Here is a 22498-nt window from a genome sequence, read left to right as displayed (position 1 = left end):
CCGCTAGTTCGATGTGCCCGTCTTGGCCGGGTACACCTCATCAAAGAAGGCGCCGAGGCCGATCATCACGCTGCGGAGGCCTTGCATGAACTGGCGATCATCGGTGAGTTGTTCGATGTCTCCGCCCACCGCATCAATGCGGGCCGTCAGCTTCCTGGCGTTGGTGACGGTCTGCTTGAGATCACCCACCGTTTCAGGGTTATCAAACGCCTTGGCGAGGTTATTGATGCTGGCCGCGGCAGACGCCGCTTCGGCAGTGGCCCGGTTGAGATTGTCGATCGTGGGCTGGGCACGGGACACCTCAGCGCGCAGTTGTTGCACGAGAGCATCCACGTTTTGGGCTGCCACGTCAGCAGTGTCGAGAAATTTGGAAGCGTCCTCACTGGTCGTTCCAAACTGTTTGGTGGACTCCACAAGCTGGGGGATCAGGTTGGACTTCTGTGCCTGATCGAGCAGCTGCTCCAAACTGGTGGTCACGGATGTGAGGCTGGCTCCCGACTGACCGGGAATCGTGGCACCCGCGCACAGCACACCACTGTTTTTGCAGTTCCCCGCTTTCGGCGATGGCGCGTTTTTGGGCACCGGACGTCCTGTGGTGATGAGCTCCACCTGAGAATCTCCCCCGAGCAGAGAGGCCGAAGAGACAGTGGCCGTCACTGGCAAGGGAAGCCTGAGGTTGTCCTGGTTGATTTCAATGGTGGCCCGAACAGCCATGGGGGTGACTTCAATCGCTCGCACCGTCCCCACAGTGATTCCCCTGAAGGTGACAGGCGAGCGATCAGCCAGACCACTGGCATTCTGGAAATCCGCCTGAACCGTCCAGGTTTCTGAGCCCAAACGCACCCCCCTAAGCCAAAGCATGGTGCCGGCAAATCCGGCGATCGCTCCAACGAGCGAAAAACCGACAAGGGCTTCGCGGACACTACGGCGCATGAATTAATGGTCGGAGGGTTGCATCGGCCCGCGCAGATTACCCGTCCTGAACTGAACAACGTAAGGATTGTCTGAATTGCGGTACTCCTCGACGGTTCCATCCCACTGAAAGCGCCCGCCGTACAACATCACGATCCGTTCAGCGGAGCGCTCGATCGTGCTGTGAACGTGACTCACCACCACCGAGCAGCCGCGCGCCACGGTGGTGGTTTTCACAATGAGGTCTTCAATCCGAGTGGACGCCACCGGATCCAGGCCAGCTGTGGGCTCGTCGTAAAGGAGAAGAGGCATCGCACCCTCTTCACGGTCGGGATCATCGATCAAAGCCCGAGCGAAGCTCACCCGTTTCTGCATGCCGCCACTCAGCTGGCCTGGGTACTTGTCGGCCACTTCATGAAGCCCGACGGCTTCCAGGCACTGCTTCACCCGTTCTCGGATCTGAGCTGGCTTCAGGCGACCCAGGCGTGTCAGCAGAAACCCGACGTTTTCCTCCACCGTGAGAGAGGCCAGCAGGGCTGGGTTCTGAAACACCAGTCGCACATCCTGAGGTCGACGCTGGTCGAGGCGCAGGTAGGTCTGCGGTTCACCGAAGAGGCGCAGTTCACCAGCCGTTGGCAGCTGCAGACCAGCAAGCAAGCGCAACACCGTTGACTTACCGGCACCGGAGGGGCCGACAACGGCAATCCGCTCGCCAGGTTTCATCGTGAGCGACACACGATCGAGCACGGGCCGAGGGCCCCATTGCATGGTGAGGTCGCGCAACTCCACCACGGGCGTCTGCGTTGTTGCTGGGGTGGCGCTCGGCCGGCTCATAGGGGGCCGCTTGACATCTCAAACCATCCTGCCGCGTTTGCCATGGGGGGATGGCCATTGGGGCCAGCTTCCGTAGAGTTTGCTGATTGCAAGGGATGCGAACCCCTCGCTTCGGATCGCACTTGACCAGTCCTCCACGCCGCGGAAACCGTCAACGCATCCGCGCGATGCAGGCGGAGCGGCAGCGCGATTTGATGCTGCGCTCCCGGCGTGCCATGCGCTGGCTGCAGCCCGGGCTGGTGGTGAAGCGTTGGCTGCTCACCTCGGGCATCGGACTGGTGCTAGCCCTGCTCGGTGCGGCCGTTTGGGCCGACCTTCAGCCGATTTACTGGACACTCTGGGCCATCCAGGAAGCCCTTGGCTGGATCACGCGCGTGATGCCCCGTGGAATCACCGGTCCGCTCGTGCTGCTCGTGGGGATCGGCCTGCTTCTTTGGGGCCAGAGCCGCAGCTTCGGTTCGATCCAGCAGGCTCTCGCTCCTGAAAAAGACACCGTTCTGGTGGACGCTCTGCGCGCTAAGAGCCGGCTGAACCGGGGACCCAACATCGTGGCCATCGGCGGTGGCACTGGGTTGTCCACTCTGCTCAGCGGTTTGAAGCGCTACAGCAGCCACATCACCGCCATCGTCACGGTGGCCGACGACGGAGGCAGCAGCGGTGTGCTGCGCCGCGAGCTTGGGGTGCAACCACCGGGCGACATCCGCAATTGCTTGGCTGCACTCTCCACTGAAGAACCACTGCTGACGCGCCTGTTTCAATACCGCTTCTCCTCGGGAACAGGACTGGAAGGCCACAGCTTCGGCAATCTCTTTCTCTCGGCACTGACAGCGATTACAGGCAATCTCGAAACGGCGATCACCGCCTCGAGCCGCGTGCTGGCCGTGCAGGGCCAGGTGGTACCGGCCACCAATGCCGATGTCCGGCTGTGGGCAGAACTGGAGGACGGGCGCCGCATCGAAGGGGAATCCGCCATCGGCAAGGCGCCGAGCCCGATCGTGCGTCTGGGTTGTTTGCCGGAGCGACCACCGGCTCTCCCGAGAGCTCTGGAGGCTATTTCCCAGGCAGATCTGATCCTGCTGGGCCCCGGGAGCCTGTACACATCACTGCTTCCGAATCTGCTGGTGCCCGAACTGGTGACAGCGATTCAACGCAGCCGTGCTCCAAGGCTCTACATCTGCAATCTGATGACCCAGCCCGGCGAAACCGATGGGCTCGATGTGAGCGGCCACCTGCGGGCGATCGAAGCGCAATTGGCCTCACTCGGCATCAATCAGCGGCTGTTCGACGCCGTGCTGGCTCAGGAAGCGATCGCGGATTCTCCTTTGATTGCTCACTACCGATCCAGAGGCGCTGACCCTGTTGTTTGCAACAGGCGGCAGTTGATGGCCGAAGGATATGAAGTGATGGAAGCCCCTCTTCAGGGCAGCAGACCCACGGCCACCCTGCGTCACGATCCACGCTCCTTGGCTCTGGCTGTGATGCGCTATTACCGCAAACACAAGAGAGATCTTCAGAGCTCAGCCAGCCAGCAAGCCGCTCATCAATAGGCGTCCTGCATTTCGTAGAAATCAGGTTGGACGTAATCCTTGCGCAGGGGCCAGCCGGTCCAGTCTTCCGGCATGAGCAGGCGCTTGGGATGGGGATGGCCTTCGAACTGAATGCCAAACATGTCGAAGGTCTCCCTCTCCTGCCAGTCGGCACCTCGGAACAGCCCGTAGAGGCTGGGAACGCTGGGCTGCCCGTCTCGGGACAAGAACACTTTCAAGCGCACTTCACGCACCTGGTCGGCGCCACCTTCGGTGACTTCTGCCATGGCCAGCAGGTGGTAGAAGCACACCAGCCGCTCGCCGGGGCCTTCGTCGTAGCCGCCCTGGCACTGCAGATAGTCAAACCCATGGCTCTTGAGTGCCGCGGCGATCACCGGCAGAAACAGGGCCTCGACAGCGATCTGCTCAACGCCCACATGATCGGGCTCGAGCAGCTCATGCTCGAAGCCCTGCTGGCTGAGCCATTGGCTGACAGGGCCAGGCTCAGGGGCCACGGCCACAGGAGCGTCATCAGTCACTTGCTTGTCAGGAGTGGTGCTCATGAGGGCTCAGAGGTTTGAACAGCGTCCGCGGTTTCCAGGGCAGGCATGGGCAAGCCAGCGCCAGGCTGGAGCGCAGCCACTTGGGTTTCAGCACGGAGATAGGCACCCGTCACGATGGGTTCCACTGGGGTCATCGCATGCTCAACGGTGCAATACCGATGGGTTTGCTTCAGCTGACGACGATCGGCGACGGATTCGTTGGCCACCTTCTTTCTGAGTTTGATCACCGCATCAAAGATCGCTTCCGGGCGAGGGGGGCAACCCGGCATGTAGAGATCCACGGGGATGAGCTTGTCAACGCCACGCACCGCCGTTGTGGAATCGGCACTGAACATTCCACCGGTGATGGTGCAGGCGCCCATGGCAATCACATACTTCGGCTCAGGCATCTGTTCGTAGAGCCTCACCAGGGCAGGAGCCATTTTCATCGTCACCGTGCCGGCCACGATGAGCAGGTCGGCTTGGCGCGGCGAGCTGCGGGGCACAAGCCCGAAACGGTCGAAATCGAAACGAGACCCAAGCAATGCCGCAAATTCAATGAAGCAGCAAGCTGTGCCGTAGAGAAGCGGCCAGAGGCTGCTCAAGCGGGCCCAGTTGTGGAGATCGTCGAGGCTCGTGAGGATCACGTTCTCACTCAGGTCCTGGGTCACCGTGGGGACGCCGTCAGCAGCACCAGCAACGGGACTGCAGCTGGCCTCGCGCAGATCGCGCAGCGCCTGAATGGAAGGGGAGTCTCCGGCCATGGCAGAACGATCAGTGGATGAGGTCATGGGGTCAGCTCCACTCCAGAGCGCCCTTGCGCCAGGCGTAGGCGAGAGCCACCACAAGGATGGCGATAAAAATCAGAGCTTCGATGAACGCCAGCAAGCCCAGGCGATGGAAGGCCACTGCCCAGGGATATAGGAACACGGTCTCCACGTCGAAGATCACGAAGACCAGCGCGAACATGTAGTAGCGGATATTGAACTGAATCCAGGCACCGCCGATCGGCTCCATTCCGGATTCGTAGGTGAGCTGTCGCTCTCCGGCCTGACTTCGAGGCGCCAGCAGTTTGTTGGTCACCAACGCCAGCACAGGAACGGCTGCTGCGATCAGCAGAAAGCCGAGGAAGGCGTCGTATCCCGGAAGCACAAACATCCAATGGGCTCCGATCTGCGGGTCAGTCTGGCATTTGCAGGCGCCATCTGACGTTTGCCGTGATCACGCCGATAGAGTGATAGAGCCCGGATGAGCGACGGTGAGCGACGAATCACAGGCCCCAGACCACGTTGCAGCTGAGGACGCCGAATCCGAAGCTCCCCAGGCGCCCGCCGAACAGACCCTCGCTGAAGCGACGGATCCGCGCACCCACCGCTTCGAATGCCGCAGCTGTGGCTACGTGTACGACCCCGACGAGGGGGTCAAGAAGCTGGCGATACCGAGTGGCACCGCCTTTGAAGATCTGGATGCAGCCAGCTTCCGATGCCCGGTTTGCCGCAGCAGGGTTGGTGCCTTCCGCGACATCGGCCCCCGCTCCAAGGCCAGTGGTTTCGAAGAGAACCTCAACTACGGCCTGGGCGTCAATCGCCTGACCCCGGGACAGAAGAATGTTCTGATCTTCGGTGGCCTGCTCCTCGGCTTTGCCTTTTTCCTTTCGCTGTACTCCCTGCGTTGATCGCGCCGCCCCATTGTTTTCTGTGCCCGGCATGTTTTCTCTGCTTAAACCCCTGATCCAGCTCGTGCTGGTGGCCTGCATCGGCTTCGGCCTCGGCGGCTGTGTCACCACCCGTGTTCCTGTGGCCACGAGCAGTCCCTGGCAGGTTGTGGATCTCAACACCGACGCCAATCCTCTGGATGTGGCCTTCACCAGTGCGGATCACGGCTTTCTTGTGGGCAGCAACCGCTTGATCCTTGAAACCAACGACGGCGGTTCCAGTTGGAACGAACGCAGCCTTGATCTCCCCGATGAGGAGAACTTCCGCCTGCTCAGCATTGCTTTTGAGGGAGACGACGGCTGGATCGCAGGCCAGCCTGGCCTGCTGATGCACACCACCGATGGCGGCCAGAACTGGACCCGCTTGTTCCTTGACACCAAGCTTCCTGGCGAGCCTTACCTGATCACCGCGCTGGGACCCGACAGCGCTGAACTGGCCACCAACGTTGGCGCGGTGTATCGCACCCGCGACGGCGGCGGCAGCTGGGAAGCGGAGGTGAGTGATGCAGCCGGTGCGGTGCGCGACCTGCGCCGCAGTGCTGACGGCGGCTACGTGAGTGTGAGCAGCCTGGGCAACTTCTACGCCACCTGGACTCCAGGACAGGAGGTGTGGCAGGTGCACCAGCGCGTGAGCAGCCAGAGGCTGCAAAGCATTGGTTACCAGCCGGATGGAAACCTGTGGATGGTGGCCCGGGGCGCTCAGATTCGTCTCAATGACAACGCTCAGGACCCCGAGAGCTGGAACAAGCCAATCATTCCCATCACCAACGGCTACGGCTACATGGACATGGCCTGGTCGAAGGATGGTGCCATCTGGGCCGGTGGCGGCAACGGCACCCTGCTGGTGAGCCGTGATGGAGGCGACAGCTGGGAGCGCGATCCCGAAAGCCGCCAGGCACCAACCAATTTCAATCGCTTCGTCTTCGACGACAGCGAGGGGCAGGAGCACGCGTTCCTGCTCGGAGAACGTGGCTTGCTGCTGCACTGGACGGCAGTGAGCTGAGGGCAACGCTTCGTAACCATGGGCAGGCCCCGGCCGCGAAGGCCGGAGCCCTACCCCTAGGATCACCAAGCTGATACGCCCGAAGTCATGGCCGCCGGCTCCACCGGGGAACGCCCGTTTTTCGAGATCATCACCAGCATCCGCTACTGGGTGATCCACGCCATCACACTGCCCTCCATCTTTTTGGCGGGTTTCCTGTTTGTGTCCACCGGCCTGGCCTACGACGCTTTCGGAACACCCCGTCCTGACGCCTACTTCCAGGCCACCGAAAGCAAAGCTCCGGTCGTGAGCCAGCGCTACGAGGGCAAGTCTCAACTCGACGACCGTCTGCAATAAAGCCTGAACCATGACCCAATCCCCCGCAACATCCACGCCGCGCAACTATCCGATCTTCACGGTGCGTTGGCTCGCCGTTCACACCTTGGGCGTTCCCACCGTGTTTTTCTTGGGCGCTCTGGCCGCCATGCAGTTCATCCGTCGTTGATTTCTTCCTGACATCCCCATGGAGCGCAACCCCAACCCCAACAACCTGCCGGTTGAACTGAACCGCACAAGCCTCTATCTGGGCTTGTTGGTGGTGTTCACCACGGGCATCCTCTTCTCCAGCTACTTCTTCAACTGAGGAAACCAATCATGAGTGGTAAGAAATCAGGTCTTCCTGACGGCCGTATTCCCGATCGTCTCCCCGATGGTCGTCCCGCTGTTGCCTGGCGTTCCCGTTGGACCGAAGGCACCCTGCCTCTCTGGCTGGTTGCCACTGCCGGCGGCATGGCTGTGTTGTTTGTCGTTGGCCTCTTCTTCTACGGCTCTTATACGGGTGTCGGTTCCGCTTGATTGTGAACCAAGTGATTGATCTGAAGCCTCCGGCACGACTGCCGGGGGCTTTTTTTTGATTCCACTCAGGCAATCATCAGGCCTACTTGCTTGTGTTCCAGCAGCCTGCTCACCTAGTTTTTTTTGGTGGATAAGGGCCCCGATGGTCTGCATCGAACCACGACGTCAACGTCGCCCCAAGAAGCGCGAGCTGTTCTGCCCAGCGCACCCGGAACAGCACATTGAGGGCAATGGCAAGAAGTACTTTCTGCACCTGCTCAACCCCCAGCAGTTGCAACAACGGGGCGTGTCAGCCAAACGCGCCCAGCTGATCATCAATGCCCACCCCGTGCTCGTTCTCAATAACGAATGGCTGGAGGAGCTGTATTGCCCGTTGTGCCGCAGCCTGCACTGGTGCCACATCACCAAACACGACCGCGTGTTGCACACGGTGCGCTGGGCCCCACGAGAGCTTTGGCAGCAGGTGGCCCATGTGGATCCGATTGCCGCCAACCCAACAGTGAGTGAATTCACCCGCAACGCCGCACGACGCCACCGCCAGAAGCGGGTTGATGGCAAACGCTTTTACGACTGAGCGCTGTAAACGTTGCGGTACCAATCGGCAAAGCGCTCCACACCATCTTCAATTGGAGTGGAAGGCTTGAAGCCCACCCAGGCCTCCAGGGCCGCGGTGTCGGCTGCCGTAGCCACCACATCTCCCGGCTGCATGGGCTGAAAATCCTTGATCGCCTCACGCCCCAGGGCCTGTTCCATCACTTCAATAAAGCGCAGCAATTCTGTGGGCTGACTGTTGCCGATATTGAACACCCGGTGAGGCGCCGCCGCCGTTGCTGGATCGGGAGCCAAGGCATCGAAGCTGGGATTGGCCGTTGCCGGCTTGTCGCAGCAGCGCAGCACCCCCTCAACGATGTCGTCGATGAAGGTGAAATCGCGCTGCATCTTGCCGTGGTTGAACACCTTGATCGGCTCGCCCGCCAGGATCGCCTTGGCGAACAACATCGGTGCCATGTCCGGCCGGCCCCAGGGGCCATACACCGTGAAAAAGCGCAGTCCCGTCGCCGGCAATCCGTACAGATGGCTGTAGGTGTGCGCCATCAGCTCGTTGGCCTTCTTGCTGGCGGCATACAGACTCACCGGATGGTTCACCGGCTGCTGCTCATGGAAAGGGAGATTGCGGTTGCCGCCATACACCGAACTGCTTGAGGCATACACCAGGTTCTCCACCCCGTGATGCCGGCAACCTTCGAGGATGTTGCCGAAGCCCACCAGGTTGCTCTGGATGTAAGCCGCAGGATTCTCGAGGGAGTAGCGCACCCCTGCCTGGGCAGCCAGGTTGACCACCACCCGGGGCCTCTCCCGGGCAAACAGCTCCTGCAAGGCGTCCGCTGCTTCCAGCGCTTGATGGCAGAACGTCCAGGCCTCAGGGGGCGCCACGGCCTCGATCTGCCGCAGGCGAGCCTGCTTGAGAGCAGGGTCGTAATAGCTGTTGAGGTTGTCGAGGCCGATCACCCTCTCGCCGCGCTGGAGCAGGCGTTGCGCCAGGGCCGCACCGATAAAACCGGCAGCACCGGTAATCAGAATCGGACGAGACTCAGAGGCAGTGGTCATGCGTCACCGTCTCCCACACGCCAAAGCTGCAAGCCGGCCGCGCGGATCGTGTCCCGCGACACCACTGAGCGAGCATCGAACACCCAGGCGGGCTGACGCATGCGCGGGGCGAGATCAGACCAGTCGAGCTGCCGGTACTGGTCCCACTCCGTGAGAATCAACACGGCATCAGCACCCTCCAGTGCATCGGCCACAGACGCGCTCGGCCACCAGGTGCCTTCGCCGCTAAGGGAAGCGCGGGTGGGGCCGGACTCGGCATCCGGGGCTTCGCTGGCGGGCAGGCCCAGATCGCGGGCGATCTGCTCGGGCTCCACTTTCGGGTCGTGGATGGCCAGCTGCGCCCCTTCTTCCAGCAGATCCTTGGCGATGCGAATGGCAGGAGCTTCGCGGGTGTCGTTGGTGTCGGCCTTGAAGGCAAAGCCGAGGATCGCCAGACGCTTGCCGGTCACGGTGCCGAACAGCTTCTGCACCACCGTGCGAGCGATGCGGTGCTGTTGCCAACTGTTCAGGTTCACCACCGATTCCCAGTAGTCGGCCACCTCCGGCAAGCCGAAATGGCGGCAGAGATACACCAGGTTGAGAATGTCTTTTTGGAAGCAGCTGCCCCCGAAGCCAGGGCCGGCATTGAGGAACTTCGGACCGATGCGACTGTCGGTGCCGATCGCCCGGGCCACCTCACGCACATCAGCGCCGGTGGCTTCGCAGAGAGCTGCCACGGAGTTGATCGAACTGATGCGCTGGGCCAGGAATGCATTGGCCGTGAGCTTGGAGAGCTCACTGCTCCAGAGATTGGTGCGCAGGATGCGCTCCTGGGGGACCCAATGGCCGTAAACGGAGGCCAGAGCATCAATCGCTTCTGGATGCTCGCCGCCGATCAACACGCGATCGGGTGATTCAAGATCCCGAACTGCGGTGCCCTCAGCCAGGAATTCAGGGTTGGACAGCACCGCAAAACTGCGGGGAGCTTCGTGATCGGATTGCTGCGCTGCCGACAGGATGGCTTTCACGGCCTCGGCGGTGCGCACCGGCAAGGTGCTTTTCTCCACCACGATCGTGTGCCCCTGGGCGGACTTGGCCACCTGGCGAGCGCAGGCCTCAACCCAGCGCAGATCACTGGCCTGGCCAGCACCCAGGCCTTTGGTTTTGGTGGGGGTGTTCACGGAAATGAACACCATGTCGGCCGCAGCGATGGCCTCATCCACAGCCGTGGAAAAGCGCAGATTGCGGCCCCGGGCGCGGCCCACCACGGCGTCCAAGCCAGGTTCGTACACCGGCAGCTTGCTGAGGTCGGCGTCATTCCAGGCATCGATGCGCGCCTGGTTAATGTCCACCACGGTGACTTGAATGTCGGGGCAGCGATCCGCGATCACCGCCATGGTGGGCCCGCCCACATAGCCGGCACCAATGCAGCAGATCCGTTGCACTGGCATGGCTGGCACAGACGTTGCCATCAAGGATCTTGCCCCTCAATCGTGTTGGGGAAGGTTACCGCTGCTGAAGAGCGTTGAGCAGCAGCGGCAGATCGGTGCGGGGGTCGGCCCAGGCCAGGGTCTGCTCGTGGGCGTCACCGCGAAGAGCCTTCAAGCGCACCTGGCCCTGCTCGGCTTCGCCATCACCGACCACCAGGGCCCAAGGAGCTCCGCAACGATCAGCGCGTTTGAACTGCTTGCCGAAGGCGGCACCGGAGCCGTCGAGCTCCACGGCGATACCGGCCTGGCGCAAGTTACGAGCTAAACCAAGGGCCGCCGCTTCGGCCGCCTCACCGCGGTTCACCAAATAAACCGTGGGTGGTGTGGGGGCGGTGAGCTGCGCGGCGGGGCCATCAGGATTGGCGTTGGCAGCAGCTTCGAGCACCAGCAGCAAGCGCTCCATGCCCAGGGCCCAGCCGATCGCCGGCGTGGCAGCACCACCAAGTTGTTCCACCAGGCCGTCGTAACGGCCCCCGCCACAGACGGTGGCCTGGGCACCGAGCTGATCGCTGGTGATTTCAAAGGCGGTGTGGCCGTAGTAATCAAGGCCCCGCACCAGCCGGGTGTTCACGCGAAAGGGAATCGCCAGCTGACCCAGCAGGGCCTGCACCTGCTCGAAGCGCTGGGCACTTTCGGGGCTCAACGCCTCCAACAAGGTGGGGGCGTCCGCCAACAGAGCCTGGGTGGCCTTGTTTTTGCTGTCGAGGATGCGCAAGGGGTTGGTGCTGAGGCGCTCCTGGGAATCCGAATCGAGCTGATCAACGCGCTCCTGCAGCCAGGCCACCAGTTGGGCGCGGTAATGCTGACGATCCTCAGGGGTGCCAAGACTGTTGATCTCCAGCTCCAGGCCTTGCACGCCCAGGGCAGCAAGCAGATCCCAGGCGAGAGCGATCGCTTCCACGTCGCTGCGGGCACTGCTCACCCCCAGGCACTCCACACCGATCTGATGGAACTGGCGCTGGCGGCCGGCCTGGGGGCGCTCGTAGCGGAACATCGGCCCGGCGTACCAGAGCTTCTGGGCACCCTGGCTGAGCAGACCGTGCTGCACGGCTGCCCGCACCACCGAAGCCGTGCCTTCCGGCCGCAGGGTGCAGGAGCGCTCACCGCGATCGAGGAAGGAATACATCTCCTTGCCCACCACATCGGTGCCCTCACCGATGCCGCGGGCGAACAAGTCGGTGACCTCCAGCAGGGGCGTGCGGATCTCCTCGACCCCAGCCCGGCGGAAGTGATCGCGGGCCACAGCCTCCACCGCCTGCCAGCGGCGGGTCTGCTCCGGCAGCAGGTCGACCATGCCGCGCAGGCTCTGCAGCTGACTCACGCCCATCCCCTCGTTCGCTGCCTGGAAGTCTGCCGTCTTGCCGTGCCTCTGAACGGCAAGGCGCCTCGCTTGAAGTTGAACACGCTTGCTGAATGGCCGAGTCGGATGTGCGTTGGCTGCAGCGCCTCGAGAATTACGGACGAGCGCTCGGCACACTCGAACGCGCCATTCAGCTTGCTCAGACTCGAGCCTTGAGCGAGCTGGAACAACAGGGGTTGATCCAGGCGTTTGAATTCACCCATGAATTGAGCTGGTTGTTGCTCAAAGACTTTTTGGTGAATCAAGGCGTGAGTGGCATCAGCGGCTCCAGGGACGCCGTGCGTGAAGCGGTTGTGCGTGAGCTGCTGCCGGCGGGAACGGAAACCACCTGGATGGCCATGATCCGCAGCCGCAATCTCACCAGCCACAGCTACAACCCAGCGATCGCCAGAGAGATTGCCGACCTGATTGTGAGCCAGTCCATCGATGCGCTGCAGGCCAACAGCTTCTCAAGCTGATCCGAGCGCATCCAAGCGTGAACCGTGTGGTGCTGTATGGGTCCAGGGCGCTCGGGCGTCAGCGCTCGATGATTTGCTGTTGCCATGGCGAATTGATCTGCAGCTGCGCCATTTGATCGATCACCAAGACCTTCTCGACCACATCGAACGCGCGGGCCAGGTGCTGTGGGCCCGCGATTGCGTTCACCACACGCGGTAGACGATCCGGCCCAACAGTTCACGCAAGGCCCGGGAGCTGTCATCGAGGGAACGGGCGCTTGGGAACCACTGGGTGGGATCGCGCCAAAGGGGGCCCGCCCAGGCGCCGCGGGCCTGAAAATCCACCGGAAACGGCTGCACCACGAGGCCCCGGCGCTCGAAGAGGCGCTGGGCGCGGCGCATGTGAAAGGCGCTGGTGACCAGGAGGATCGGCGCGCGCGCGGGCAGCAACTGAGCAATGGCGGCCGCCTCCTCGGCGGTGTTGACCACCGGCGGCGTGCTGGCCATGGCAGCAGAGGGAATGCCCAACTGCTGGGCTTCGCGGAGGTAGCGCTCACCTTCCGGGGGCTGACCGGGGCGGAAGGGACTGGACCCACCGGTGAACAGCAACCGCGGCGCCTTGCCGGCGCGGAAGAGATCGAGACCGGCCAGGAAGCGATCGGGATCGTGCCACTCGCTCACCCGGGCCGGGCCCGGGGCGGGATGGCGGCCGCCGCTGAGCACCACGATCGCATCGGCGCTGGGGGCCGCAGCAGCAGGCTGACGGGTCCAGGGGGCTTCCAGCCAACGCCAGAGGCCCTGGCTCACCAACCCCAGAGAAAACACCCACAGCAACAGCAGGGCGGTGATCACGGGCCAGCGCCAACGGCCGAGCAGACCCACCAGCAGCAGGATCAGACTGAGGCCGAGGGGGAGCAGTGCTAGGGGGAGAAGCTTGCTGAGGATGTAGGCCATGGCCGGCGCAGCGTCAGAGCAGCCAACGCAGGTCGCGCTTGAGCTCTATGGCCATGCGGGAACCGTCGTTCAAGCGTTGCTCCAGTTCAGAAGGGGTGAGCACCAGGGCATCACAACTGAGGGGAAGGTCGGCGAGCGGCCACTGCTGCAGGCGCTCAATCTGACCGCCTTTGGCCTGGGCATCGACCAGGATCAGATCAAGGTCGCTGCCAAAGGCGGCCGTGCCACGCCCGTAACTGCCAAACACACCCAGGCGCTGCAGGCTTGGAACCCGCCGTTGCTGCTGCTGTGCCCAGACCTGCACGTCGTCGAGGACCTGCTCAGGAGCTGGCCAGCGCCAGACGGATTGCTTCAACGAGCGCACGGGCATGGCTAATGGCGTCTGAACTTTGCAGGCGGCCGAAGTGGTCGGTGGGGGCACCTTCCGGCAGGCTATCGGGGTAACGCGTGGGGATGTATAGAGCATCCAGCACCCGCAAGCGGTCTTCCAGATCCGTCACCGCTGCGGCCAGTTGCTCAACAACCGCCTCAGGCAGCTCCCGGTAAGACCGCCCCAAGCCGTGGCCCCAGCTCTGCTGCCCCTGCTGAAGATGCAAAGCTTTCAAGGCCTTTTCAACAGCCTGATGGGAGGCAAAGCAGGCCCATTCGTGGTGGCCCGCCCCTGCGCTGAGGCTGGCCTGGGCTAGATCCGCCTGGGCCTGATGCAACCAATCCGCCGAACGATTCATAAGGCCATTCTGAATCGGCACTAGCCTCCCCGGCGCTCAGCCAGCACCAAAGGCTCGTAGCTCACGGAGATCCCAAACTCCTCAGCGAACTCCACCACCCGGCACCAGGCGCGGTCACCGCTGGGGCCTGGGCGGAGGATGCCGGTGAGGATCACCGGGGCGTTGCCGGTCTGCAGGGTGAGTTCCACCAACGGCCATCCCACCGACGCCTGCACGGCATCGTCACGGTAGGTGGGAGCCACATCGAGGGCCCCGATCAGGATGCGGCGCAGGCTGGCATCCCAGACGTAGGGAATCTCGTAGCGGTTGAGCAAATCCGCGGCGAGTGCCCAGGAGCGGCCCAGCGCGTCGATCTGCACCGCCAGATCGGCGCCACGGGCCTGGATCACGGTCTCGCCCTTGAAGAGCAAGGGCGCGGCAGGCGTGGGTGAGGGATCACCGCACAGCAGGGCGCGGATGCGCTGGCGCAGCTGCTCGCCACCGTCGCTGGGGCCATTCTTCTCGAGCTGCAGCAGATCCCAGCGCTCGCCGCTGCCGCCCCAGATCATGGGCCCGTAGTTGTCGTGCATCACGCGGCCATCGCGATTGGAGGCGGCTTCCGCGTGGGTCATCACCGATTGCAGGCTGATGTCTCCCTCCTGCCAGCCCCAGCTGCGGGCGATCGCGGCGGCTTCGGTGCAGAGGCTGGTGAGCTGAGCGGGAGTGGGCGGCAGGGTCCAGGGGTCGGGGATGCCGCCCATGCACGCGCAGGAGAGAGCGACGCTGTTGCGGTTGCGGCCGTAGGTGTGGGCGGGCAGATCCACGCTGTAGGCATGAAGCCGATGTACCCGGCCGTCGCCGCCGATGATCGAGTGGTAGTGCCCGGGCCGGATCCAGTCGTAACCGGTGGCCGTCCAGTGCAGATACAAGGTGGGAGCCATGGGGCTGATGGAGCGTCCGCTCAACCCTCAGGATCAATCAAGCCTCGCCATCACGCCATGGATAGATCGCGTTGATGCGCATTAAAATGCGCATACAAATAAGCTGCTCCATGCGAACAACGCTCGAACTACCAGACCCACTGTTCGCGCGACTCAAAGCGAGGGCTGCCAGGGAACAGCTGACCCTGAAGCAGCTTTTGCAGCACTACGTGGAAAAAGGGCTTGAAGCCCCGACGCCATCGACCGCAGCGCAACGCTCAGCTCGTCAGCTGCCAAGACTTGAGGGTCACCTTGCAATTGACTCCAGCCGCATGAGCAATGCGGCCCTGTTTGAACTGCTTGAGCCATGAGCGGCCGCGTAGACCTACCCGACCTGAACGTGTGGCTGGCATTAGCGACAGCCGATCACAAGCACCACGATCATGCGGTGGCCTACTGGGAGAGCGAAGCCGCTGAACAGGTGCTGTTCTGCACGGTGACGGCCCTGGGCTTGGTGCGCCTGGCAAGCCAAGCGAAGGTGATGGGCGCCGCGGTGAAAAGCGCCCGGGATGCCTCTGAGCTTCTGCGAGCGTTTTGCCAACTCGAGGGGGTGGGCATGGCGACACCAACGAGTGATGGCTGGGATGTCTTCCACGAGCTAATGACAGAGGGCAACCACCCGGCCCGCCTGTGCACCGACACCTACCTGGCAGCGCTGGCCATCAGCAATGGCTGGCGGCTTGTGAGCTTTGATCGCGACTTCGAGCGCTTCGCCGGCCTCGAACGACTCCTTCTGGCCTGACGCATGTTGTCAACTTTGCCTGCTGAGCAAAGCGATGGGCATGGCTTCAGCTCTCGTCATCACGCAGCTGATTCACCAGACTGAGATCCACCACACAACCTGAGGTGTTGATCGGCAGGAGGGGCAAGCCGGACCGCTCCGATCGCGGCTCCTCCGGCCCAGCGGGGCGGCGCAACGCCTGGCGCGCCAACTCACTGACACCGCACCAACACTGAGGTGTCGCTGGCGGACAAGAACGCGTGCGGCATCGAGCATCACTCATCTGACACCACGCTAAACCCGACTGCTGGACCCACCCCTCCCCAGCAGCGTTCACAAGGCCGCCGGCCGCGATGACAGCAAATCACCCCAAACCCCATGGGGAAGGAGTAGCGCCATGAGAGACCGCTTTATGCCCATAAGCGCATAAATCACCCACAAAAAATCGGCTCACGGCTGTCTTGTCCCATCCCCCCGCTGCCACTCGGGAACCAGCTCCGCCAGCAGAGCAAGGGCACCGTCCACATCCTGGGCGGAGATCGCGGCGTCGAGCGCATCGAGGCGAGGCCAGAGCACGTCTGGCGGCAGAGCCCGTTCCTGGGCGCGGAAGATCAGGGGGTGTTGGGTGGATTCAGACTCAGCATCAATGAGAAGTTCTTCATAAAGCTTCTCGCCGGGGCGCAGACCAGTGCAAACAATCTCGATGTCGCCGCTGGGATTCTGAGCATCACGAAGCGACAAACCTCCGAGGCGCACCATCTGCTCCGCCAGGTCTTTGATGCGCACCGGTTCTCCCATATCGAGCAAGAACAGATCACCGCCCTGGGCGAGGGTGGAAGCCTGCAGCACAAGCTGGGCCGCCTCTGAGATCGTCATGAAATAACGAATGATCTCCGGGTGGGTGAGGGTGATCGGTCCGCCAGCGGCAATTTGCTTTCGAAAAAGGGGGACCACAGAACCCGACGAGCCCAGAACATTCCCGAAACGCACCATCGCCAGTCGGGTGCGGGGCTGACCAAGGCCCTCAGCACTCTGGGACAGCTCCAATGCCGACGCCTGCAGCACCAACTCAGCCAAACGCTTGCTGGCCCCCATCACATTGGTGGGTCGCACGGCCTTATCGGTGGAGATCAGCACCAGTTCGCTGACGCCCGTCGCCACCGCGGCCTGGCAGACCACCCGGGTGGAGCCCACGTTGTTGGCGAGGCCCGCCAGCGGGTTCGCTTCCACCAGGGGCACGTGTTTGTAGGCGGCGGCATGGAACACGGTCTGCACGCCATGGCCGGCAAACAGCCGTTGCACCAGCGCCGGATCGGCGGCGCTACCGAGCACCGGCAGCAGGGTCACTGATGCAGGCAGCTGCTGGCGCAGCTCCTGCTCCACGGCATAGAGCGACGGTTCGCTGCTCTCGAGCAGGATCAGCGTTTTCGGAAACAGCTGCAGGATCTGGCGGCAGAGCTCCGAACCGATCGAACCACCGGCGCCGGTGACGCACACCACCGCATCACGCAAGCCAGGGCCGAGCAGCTCCGGCACAGGCGGCACGGGATCACGGCCGAGCAGGTCTTCAATGGCAACGGGGCGGAGTGCATCGATGCGAGCCCGGCCGGAGGTGAGGTCATCGACTGAGGGGATCTGCAACACCGGGATCGCCTGGCGTTGCAACTCAGCCACGATGCGGCGACGTTCACTGCGGGGCAGCGAGGGAATCGTCAGCAACACCTGATCGAGCTGCTCCTGGATCTCGCTCAGCACCTGGGGCGGCTGAATCGGAAAGCCGTTGATCGTGCGCCGCCAGAGACTCGGCGCATCATCGAGAAAAGCCACGATCTGATGGTTACCAGCCAGGCGCAGTGCAGCGGTGAGCTGGGCACCAGCCTCACCGGCGCCGTAGATGGCCACACGCACCATTTGCTTTTGGCTCACCGACCGCAGCGACAGGAGCAGATCACGCAGGGCAAACCGCACCGCTCCGGTGAAACCGGTGAGCAGCAACCAGAGCAGAATCCAACTGCTACGGGGCGGCATCGGCAGACGCAACATCACGCCGGTGCCCGCCAACAGCAGCACCAACAGACCATTGCGACCTGCAAGCCGGTAAAGAGCACGGCTACCGACGTAGCGCGTGAGGCCTTTGTATTGCCCGGTGAGGGCATACAGCGGCAGGCCAACCAGCAACACTGCTGGGATCAACCACAACCCGGCAGACTGAAAGCTGGGATGGAGCGGATGGGCCAGCCGCAGCCAAAAGCTGAGCCACACCGCCAATGGCAGCAGCAGAGCGTCGATGCCGATCAGCAGCAGCCGGCGGGCCCTGGGCGGAAAGCGAACAGCTCGCTCAGCGACTCCAATCGAATAGGAACGCGACAACTCAGGTTTCAATGTCGGGAAGCCACGGCAAAGGGAATGGCAACGTGTTGATCCAGCCAGAGGAAGACGCTCACTCTGTCGACACCCCTCAAGCAAAACCTGTCAAACCAAAAGCTGAGCATTGAAACCAAAACGTTGCACAAAGTCTTTACCAACCAAGCACACGCCTTTGAGGTTGGCATCAATCACCTGGCCTCCGAGAAAGCACCGAAATCAAAAAACAAGAAATGCTCCAGAGAAAAGTGGAGTGAATAGCATGCCTCAAAAATAGCAAAAACTACGCTCAAGATTCTCACGAAAAGGCGCTAAATTCAAAAGAGCAAGTCGGAGCAAAGAGAGAAAGCATTCAAGAAAACAGAATGGTGTGAATAGAGAAACCCGAAAAAGAAGTTACAACAACGCGGTGAATACTGTAGTTAGAGCAATAGTAATCAAACAATCGCTTATTATGAGTGCGGGTGACAATGCAGTTAACACCATAGCTTCTGCAGTGGAAGATATAATGAGACAGAAGAGCGCGACCAACGCCAAGAGAGCGATAACAAGAGTTCACGGCAAAGTGACTTAAGGTCGAGGTACTGAAATTTCGAGGCAAAACAAAATAAGATCTTATACGATGAAAAAAGGTTAGAATAGAAAAACAAATAATACTACTAACGGAGGGAAATTTTCTAAACAAGAACAAGATCAACTTTCGTAGATATCGAAAATACCTGAAGACAAGGAAGCATGACAATAAATGATCGACAGTCGAAGTTTTTCTTGAGGCCGGCGGCCGAACATCAACGTCACCAATAATAAAGCCAATTAAAGATTGAGAAACCGGCAGAACAGCAGCCAAAGCAATGCGCGAAGATGCAACTAATTCGGAATACAGAGAAAACAAATAATCATCACCAAAAGCTTGAGTAACACCAAACTCGAAAGAAGATTTGTGAAGACTGACAAGCTCTGGGACATCCGCAAGCTCAAGACGCCTAAAAGTGCAGGATTCAACAATATTCATATCAATGAATAAGGCACACATGATTCATCAAGCAGAGAAAACAAGTGATTAATATTTTTCAAAAACTTTGTGGGAATGACTAAAGTACTACAAGAAAGTGCAGATGAAACAGACATTCCATCGCAAATAACGATATTAGAATTATCAAGCAAAATCCGAGAAATCTCACTAGTACAAAGCGGATGAATTGGCGTGTCGAACCAAGTGTATGTCACTATTCCATGCTTTGAAAGAAAATTAAATGCTTCATTTTTGTTGCCTAAATTAATGACTAAGTATGGGTTATTTGCGTAATTAGAATTTCGCAGCTGAGGGAAAAGGGCAAGATCTATAGCACTCCAAATCCGCAAATTTCTCGTTGCAGAAGGAGATTCAACAAGACAAGAAATAAAGTGAACCAACAGATTAGACGGAGGCCTGCAGTGATACAAATCATGAATCTTCAAAGAATTGACATTACCCCTAGACTTAGATTTCAATACTAATAAAAGCCAGATAATCAAAGGTGGAGAAAACCTAAGAAGCCAAACATATAAAATGTTTATAACAAAAGATTTAACTACAAAATAGGCAGGAGTTGATCTTGAAGTAAAAAGCTTGCTATAACCATTCATCAAAGAGTGGTGGACATTGCAATTTGGATTGAGCGACAAAGCCCCACCCATACCTAAAGATAAAGGCTTGCCGTATTCAAAAGAAAAAAATCTTCCAATAACCTTAGAAGAGTAATAATACATTTCATGATAGAGATTATGTATCGAAGAGTGACAACTGTCAATTAAAATGTAATCAAAAGACTTATGGAGGAAATCAATAAGAGTATGCGGAATTTGCCTTCCGAAAGTCTCCTGGGCAATAAAAATATTTAATGAGTTTACGTCTAAGGCTTTATTGATTGTTGAAATTGAAGGAGGTTCATATGTCAAGGTAGGACTTAAAACAATAATGGTTAAGTCTAAATTAATTAGCGGCTGCAAGACAGCAAAACATGTATAAGATTGCATATATACAGTAACTTGACGAAGCTCATGCGGATTCCTCGAATCAAGTATATGTTTTACGACTAGATAGATCGCATCTCTACCTTTGGTCAAGGGAATAATCATAATTCTACCAAGATATAGACGAGGCTGAAACGGGAGGATCTATGATTACTTGTTCAAGTGGGATAGATCTTTTTGCAACATTAGAGTAGATAGAATTCGAAGGGCATTTAAGAATTTTCGAAACGAGCCGAAGTGCATTGACTCTATTTATACCTGACATAAAAGTAAGAATAATAACTAGAAAATCTGTTAAAGAAGTATTGTCTTTGAAATAACGGAGCGCAAAGACGTTTTTCCAAGGCCTTATAAGTTTATTGTATGCCAAATCTGGGGATGAATAAGGCTCAAGAATAGAAGACTCATCGCTAAAAATAATAGAAGAAGGGTCGGTTATTCCAGGCAAGTATTGTAAAAGTGTACGCTCATAGGGGGTATATAAATCCACGTCAACCTGAACATTTGGGCGAGGGCCTACGAAAGACATTGTTCCAAAAATTATATTCACAAGTTGAGGTATCTCGTCTAACTTGATTTTACGAATTATTCTACCCGTTTTAAGGATTCGCGGATCTTTTGAACTCGTTGATGTAAAGTTTACAGATTTCAAGGGTCGCATTGAACGTAACTTATAAAGTCTAAATAATTTACCGTGTTTACCAACCCTTTGCTGAACATAAATAGGTGATGAAGAGGGATCTTCTAAAAATATTAACAACAAAAATACAGAAAGCAACGGGGTCAGCAAAAATAAAACAACAAACGCAAGAAGTCGTTCAAGAATATTTTTCATAATAAATTTAAGAGTGATTGAAGATGATTAGAGGTCAAATCATAATGCTCTCGGAGATATGATTGTGTTCCAACAACAGAAGAATGCTCATGCGGTAAAGCAATTGGTAAAAGCTTAACCTTACTATTAAGTTGAATGATTAGAGATGATATGAAAGATGCAAAGCCATTGCAAATGGAGTGCTCTTCTATTGTAATTATATAATCGGAGTCGCATATAACTTTGTCTAAGCCTACAGAACGCTTCAGGCATGGAACACTATATAGATCAAAAGAATTATTATCAATACACTGAAAAGCGATTGATCCGATTGAACCATGGAAGAGAACAGAGACCTTAGGGGCAGAGACACTCGATGACGAAGCATACTTAATAATGTCGATCCCAAGAGATATATCTTCTGGCTGATGATCGCAAATGCTTTTATCAATTCGAAGATAACACGGTCCATTAAGCAAGGGATATGCTAAATCAAGCTCAAATTCGTTGGCCGGAGTACATATAGTGATACCCGGGATAGATGAGACAAAGCCTATATCTTGTACGCAATGATGAGACATACCTAAGGCTCCATAACTAAAGCCAGCACCACTAGAAATAAATGTCACATCATTTTCATGATAAGTAACGTCATTTCTTATTTGCTCAAGGCAACGCAAAGTGGGAAAAACACCAATACTATAACAAAAAACTTTCATTCCCTCAAGTGCTAATCCACAAGACATAGAAGCCATTAGTTGCTCTGAGACTCCAACATTAAAATACTGAGAATCTCTAAATTCTTCAAATACATCAAAAACACTATAACCTAAATCTGCGGTAAGCAGAACAGATTTGCTGTCAGAAAGCAAAGAATTGTGGATCAATTGGACAAGTTTATCTCTCATGATAGCAAATCAGTAGCTAGACTAAGTTCGTTTGCGGACGGAGATCTATAATGCCAAAGGACTTTGTTTTCCATGAAATCAACACCTTTACCCTTAATAGTATTGCATATAAATATCTTGGGTTTATCTTTTATGAGCGCTGATTTTTGAATATTAACACTTAAATCTTCGTGGGAATGGCCATCAAGTGTTGCAACATACCATCCAAAAGATTCAAATTTAGATGTCAACGGCTCTAAAGCTAAGGTCTCTTCAGTAGATTCAATGCTCTGAAGAAAATTTCTATCAATAAATACATATAAATTGTCAAGTCGATGGTGCGAAGAATATAAAAATGCTTCCCAATTTGATCCTTCATCTAATTCTCCGTCACTCATGAGAACATAAACATTTGAATCTGATTTTTGTAACTTTAAGGCCTGCGCAATACCACATGATATTGGCAAGCCATGACCTAGTGAACCTGTAGAGACCTCTATACCTGGAAATAATTTATGACACACATGACCCGAAAGATAAGAACCATTTTGATAGTGAGTATTTAATATAGATGTATCAACAAAACCTAGACACGCTAAAGTAGCATACAAACCGGCGCCTGCGTGTCCCTTACTCATCACAAACCTATCTCTAGATTGGGATTTAGGATTTACTACGTCATAATTGATGAAATTCGAATAAAGTACAGCCAATATATCAGCACAAGAAAGAATAGAGCCAATGTGCGATGATTTACCCTTTGAGCACATATTTAGTGCTTGTAAACGTATTTTTTTTGAAAGAGTGAGAGAATCCATT

30 protein-coding genes are annotated in these 22498 nt (G+C 57.7%); 11 read left to right on the top strand and 19 right to left on the bottom strand.

Going from position 1 to position 22498, the window contains the following annotated elements:
• Window positions 1-3: 3 nt before the first annotated feature.
• On the bottom strand, window positions 4-933 hold the full coding sequence (locus SynPROS71_RS01525; RefSeq protein ID WP_186596189.1) for an MlaD family protein: 930 nt from the start codon (window positions 931-933) through the stop codon (window positions 4-6).
• Window positions 934-936: 3 nt separating this feature from the next.
• Window positions 937-1746, bottom strand: coding sequence for an ABC transporter ATP-binding protein (locus SynPROS71_RS01520; RefSeq protein ID WP_186596187.1), 810 nt, complete (start codon window positions 1744-1746; stop codon window positions 937-939).
• 122 nt (window positions 1747-1868) lie between these two features.
• On the opposite strand from SynPROS71_RS01520, the gene yvcK reads away from it, so the two are divergent.
• Complete coding sequence (gene yvcK, locus SynPROS71_RS01515) at window positions 1869-3293, top strand: uridine diphosphate-N-acetylglucosamine-binding protein YvcK (RefSeq protein WP_370586835.1); 1425 nt, start codon at window positions 1869-1871, stop codon at window positions 3291-3293.
• Here the strand turns inward: yvcK and SynPROS71_RS01510 are convergent.
• The 3 genes from SynPROS71_RS01510 to ndhC are packed head-to-tail and all read right to left on the bottom strand — an operon-like array spanning window position 3287 to window position 4972.
• A complete protein-coding gene (locus tag SynPROS71_RS01510) occupies window positions 3287-3835 on the bottom strand; it encodes an NAD(P)H-quinone oxidoreductase subunit J (protein WP_186596185.1) in 549 nt (182 codons plus the stop codon). The genes yvcK and SynPROS71_RS01510 overlap by 7 nt on opposite strands.
• A complete protein-coding gene (nuoB, locus tag SynPROS71_RS01505; RefSeq protein ID WP_186597802.1) occupies window positions 3832-4578 on the bottom strand; it encodes an NADH-quinone oxidoreductase subunit NuoB in 747 nt (248 codons plus the stop codon). The genes SynPROS71_RS01510 and nuoB overlap by 4 nt, the downstream gene beginning before the upstream one ends.
• Window positions 4579-4609: 31 nt before the next feature.
• Window positions 4610-4972 carry a photosynthetic/respiratory NAD(P)H-quinone oxidoreductase subunit C gene (ndhC, locus tag SynPROS71_RS01500; RefSeq protein WP_006042402.1) on the bottom strand — a complete coding sequence of 121 codons (363 nt, stop codon included), beginning with the start codon at window positions 4970-4972 and terminating at the stop codon, window positions 4610-4612.
• 100 nt (window positions 4973-5072) lie between these two features.
• Between ndhC and SynPROS71_RS01495 the strand changes: the two genes are divergently transcribed.
• The 7 genes from SynPROS71_RS01495 to SynPROS71_RS01465 all read left to right on the top strand — a co-directional run bounded on the left by SynPROS71_RS01495 (window position 5073) and on the right by SynPROS71_RS01465 (window position 7939).
• Window positions 5073-5489 carry a rubredoxin gene (locus SynPROS71_RS01495; RefSeq protein ID WP_186596184.1) on the top strand — a complete coding sequence of 139 codons (417 nt, stop codon included), beginning with the start codon at window positions 5073-5075 and terminating at the stop codon, window positions 5487-5489.
• Window positions 5490-5520: 31 nt separating this feature from the next.
• Window positions 5521-6531: a photosynthesis system II assembly factor Ycf48 gene (locus tag SynPROS71_RS01490; protein ID WP_186596182.1), complete on the top strand. Its 1011-nt coding sequence runs from the start codon at window positions 5521-5523 to the stop codon at window positions 6529-6531.
• Window positions 6532-6618: 87 nt separating this feature from the next.
• Window positions 6619-6867 carry a cytochrome b559 subunit alpha gene (gene psbE / locus SynPROS71_RS01485; protein ID WP_011932178.1) on the top strand — a complete coding sequence of 83 codons (249 nt, stop codon included), beginning with the start codon at window positions 6619-6621 and terminating at the stop codon, window positions 6865-6867.
• Between the two features lie 10 nt (window positions 6868-6877).
• Window positions 6878-7015, top strand: coding sequence for a cytochrome b559 subunit beta (gene psbF, locus SynPROS71_RS01480; RefSeq protein ID WP_011932177.1), 138 nt, complete (start codon window positions 6878-6880; stop codon window positions 7013-7015).
• 18 nt (window positions 7016-7033) lie between these two features.
• Window positions 7034-7153, top strand: a complete 120-nt coding sequence (locus tag SynPROS71_RS01475) for a photosystem II reaction center protein L (protein WP_006042407.1) — start codon at window positions 7034-7036, stop codon at window positions 7151-7153.
• A gap of 11 nt (window positions 7154-7164) precedes the next feature.
• A complete protein-coding gene (locus SynPROS71_RS01470) occupies window positions 7165-7365 on the top strand; it encodes a photosystem II reaction center protein J (RefSeq protein WP_011932176.1) in 201 nt (66 codons plus the stop codon).
• A gap of 142 nt (window positions 7366-7507) precedes the next feature.
• Window positions 7508-7939, top strand: a complete 432-nt coding sequence (locus SynPROS71_RS01465; RefSeq protein WP_186596180.1) for a hypothetical protein — start codon at window positions 7508-7510, stop codon at window positions 7937-7939.
• On the opposite strand, the gene SynPROS71_RS01460 is transcribed toward SynPROS71_RS01465, so the two are convergent.
• From SynPROS71_RS01460 to hisS, 3 genes are read right to left on the bottom strand one after another with little or no spacing between them, the layout of a single operon-like run.
• A complete protein-coding gene (locus tag SynPROS71_RS01460) occupies window positions 7930-8973 on the bottom strand; it encodes an NAD-dependent epimerase (protein WP_186596178.1) in 1044 nt (347 codons plus the stop codon). The two genes, SynPROS71_RS01465 and SynPROS71_RS01460, sit on opposite strands and share 10 nt — an antisense overlap.
• Window positions 8970-10403, bottom strand: coding sequence for a nucleotide sugar dehydrogenase (locus tag SynPROS71_RS01455; RefSeq protein ID WP_186597801.1), 1434 nt, complete (start codon window positions 10401-10403; stop codon window positions 8970-8972). Before SynPROS71_RS01455 ends, SynPROS71_RS01460 begins: the two co-directional genes overlap by 4 nt.
• A gap of 55 nt (window positions 10404-10458) precedes the next feature.
• Complete coding sequence (hisS, locus tag SynPROS71_RS01450) at window positions 10459-11763, bottom strand: histidine--tRNA ligase (protein ID WP_186597800.1); 1305 nt, start codon at window positions 11761-11763, stop codon at window positions 10459-10461.
• 92 nt (window positions 11764-11855) lie between these two features.
• On the opposite strand from hisS, the gene SynPROS71_RS01445 reads away from it, so the two are divergent.
• Window positions 11856-12260 (top strand): HI0074 family nucleotidyltransferase substrate-binding subunit, encoded by a 405-nt coding sequence (locus SynPROS71_RS01445; protein WP_186596176.1) that lies wholly within the window; start codon window positions 11856-11858, stop codon window positions 12258-12260.
• 58 nt (window positions 12261-12318) lie between these two features.
• On the opposite strand, the gene SynPROS71_RS13820 is transcribed toward SynPROS71_RS01445, so the two are convergent.
• From SynPROS71_RS13820 to SynPROS71_RS01425, 5 genes are read right to left on the bottom strand one after another with little or no spacing between them, the layout of a single operon-like run.
• A complete protein-coding gene (locus SynPROS71_RS13820) occupies window positions 12319-12447 on the bottom strand; it encodes a hypothetical protein (RefSeq protein ID WP_255442276.1) in 129 nt (42 codons plus the stop codon).
• Window positions 12444-13193 (bottom strand): YdcF family protein, encoded by a 750-nt coding sequence (locus SynPROS71_RS01440; protein WP_186596174.1) that lies wholly within the window; start codon window positions 13191-13193, stop codon window positions 12444-12446. The genes SynPROS71_RS13820 and SynPROS71_RS01440 overlap by 4 nt, the downstream gene beginning before the upstream one ends.
• Window positions 13194-13206: 13 nt before the next feature.
• Window positions 13207-13557, bottom strand: coding sequence for a nucleotidyltransferase domain-containing protein (locus tag SynPROS71_RS01435; protein WP_255442470.1), 351 nt, complete (start codon window positions 13555-13557; stop codon window positions 13207-13209).
• Window positions 13514-13921, bottom strand: coding sequence for a HEPN domain-containing protein (locus SynPROS71_RS01430; RefSeq protein ID WP_186472489.1), 408 nt, complete (start codon window positions 13919-13921; stop codon window positions 13514-13516). The genes SynPROS71_RS01435 and SynPROS71_RS01430 overlap by 44 nt, the downstream gene beginning before the upstream one ends.
• A gap of 20 nt (window positions 13922-13941) precedes the next feature.
• Window positions 13942-14841 carry an N-acetylmuramoyl-L-alanine amidase gene (locus SynPROS71_RS01425; protein WP_186596172.1) on the bottom strand — a complete coding sequence of 300 codons (900 nt, stop codon included), beginning with the start codon at window positions 14839-14841 and terminating at the stop codon, window positions 13942-13944.
• A gap of 110 nt (window positions 14842-14951) precedes the next feature.
• On the opposite strand from SynPROS71_RS01425, the gene SynPROS71_RS01420 reads away from it, so the two are divergent.
• Together SynPROS71_RS01420 and SynPROS71_RS01415 are read left to right on the top strand one after the other, a co-directional pair.
• Entirely contained in the window at window positions 14952-15191 is a 240-nt protein-coding gene (locus tag SynPROS71_RS01420) for a hypothetical protein (RefSeq protein WP_186596170.1), read from the top strand.
• Window positions 15188-15622: a TA system VapC family ribonuclease toxin gene (locus SynPROS71_RS01415; RefSeq protein WP_186596169.1), complete on the top strand. Its 435-nt coding sequence runs from the start codon at window positions 15188-15190 to the stop codon at window positions 15620-15622. The genes SynPROS71_RS01420 and SynPROS71_RS01415 overlap by 4 nt, the downstream gene beginning before the upstream one ends.
• Window positions 15623-15668: 46 nt before the next feature.
• Here SynPROS71_RS01415 and SynPROS71_RS01410 read toward each other — a convergent pair whose 3' ends face one another.
• The 6 genes from SynPROS71_RS01410 to SynPROS71_RS01380 all read right to left on the bottom strand — a co-directional run bounded on the left by SynPROS71_RS01410 (window position 15669) and on the right by SynPROS71_RS01380 (window position 22497).
• Complete coding sequence (locus SynPROS71_RS01410; protein WP_255442271.1) at window positions 15669-15884, bottom strand: hypothetical protein; 216 nt, start codon at window positions 15882-15884, stop codon at window positions 15669-15671.
• A gap of 167 nt (window positions 15885-16051) precedes the next feature.
• Window positions 16052-17971, bottom strand: coding sequence for a nucleoside-diphosphate sugar epimerase/dehydratase (locus SynPROS71_RS01405; RefSeq protein ID WP_255442270.1), 1920 nt, complete (start codon window positions 17969-17971; stop codon window positions 16052-16054).
• A 1002-nt stretch (window positions 17972-18973) separates the two neighbouring features.
• A complete protein-coding gene (locus tag SynPROS71_RS01395) occupies window positions 18974-20071 on the bottom strand; it encodes a hypothetical protein (RefSeq protein WP_186596166.1) in 1098 nt (365 codons plus the stop codon).
• 16 nt (window positions 20072-20087) lie between these two features.
• Window positions 20088-20813: a sugar transferase gene (locus tag SynPROS71_RS01390; protein ID WP_186596165.1), complete on the bottom strand. Its 726-nt coding sequence runs from the start codon at window positions 20811-20813 to the stop codon at window positions 20088-20090.
• On the bottom strand, window positions 20810-21700 hold the full coding sequence (locus SynPROS71_RS01385) for a hypothetical protein (protein ID WP_186596164.1): 891 nt from the start codon (window positions 21698-21700) through the stop codon (window positions 20810-20812). The genes SynPROS71_RS01390 and SynPROS71_RS01385 overlap by 4 nt, the downstream gene beginning before the upstream one ends.
• Window positions 21697-22497, bottom strand: coding sequence for a transketolase (locus SynPROS71_RS01380; protein WP_186596163.1), 801 nt, complete (start codon window positions 22495-22497; stop codon window positions 21697-21699). Before SynPROS71_RS01380 ends, SynPROS71_RS01385 begins: the two co-directional genes overlap by 4 nt.
• Between the last annotated feature and the right edge of the window lies 1 nt (window position 22498).

Origin of the sequence: Synechococcus sp. PROS-7-1, assembly GCF_014279795.1 — a bacterium.
Classification (GTDB): domain Bacteria; phylum Cyanobacteriota; class Cyanobacteriia; order PCC-6307; family Cyanobiaceae; genus Synechococcus_C.
This window is presented reverse-complemented; position numbering and strand designations above follow the sequence as displayed.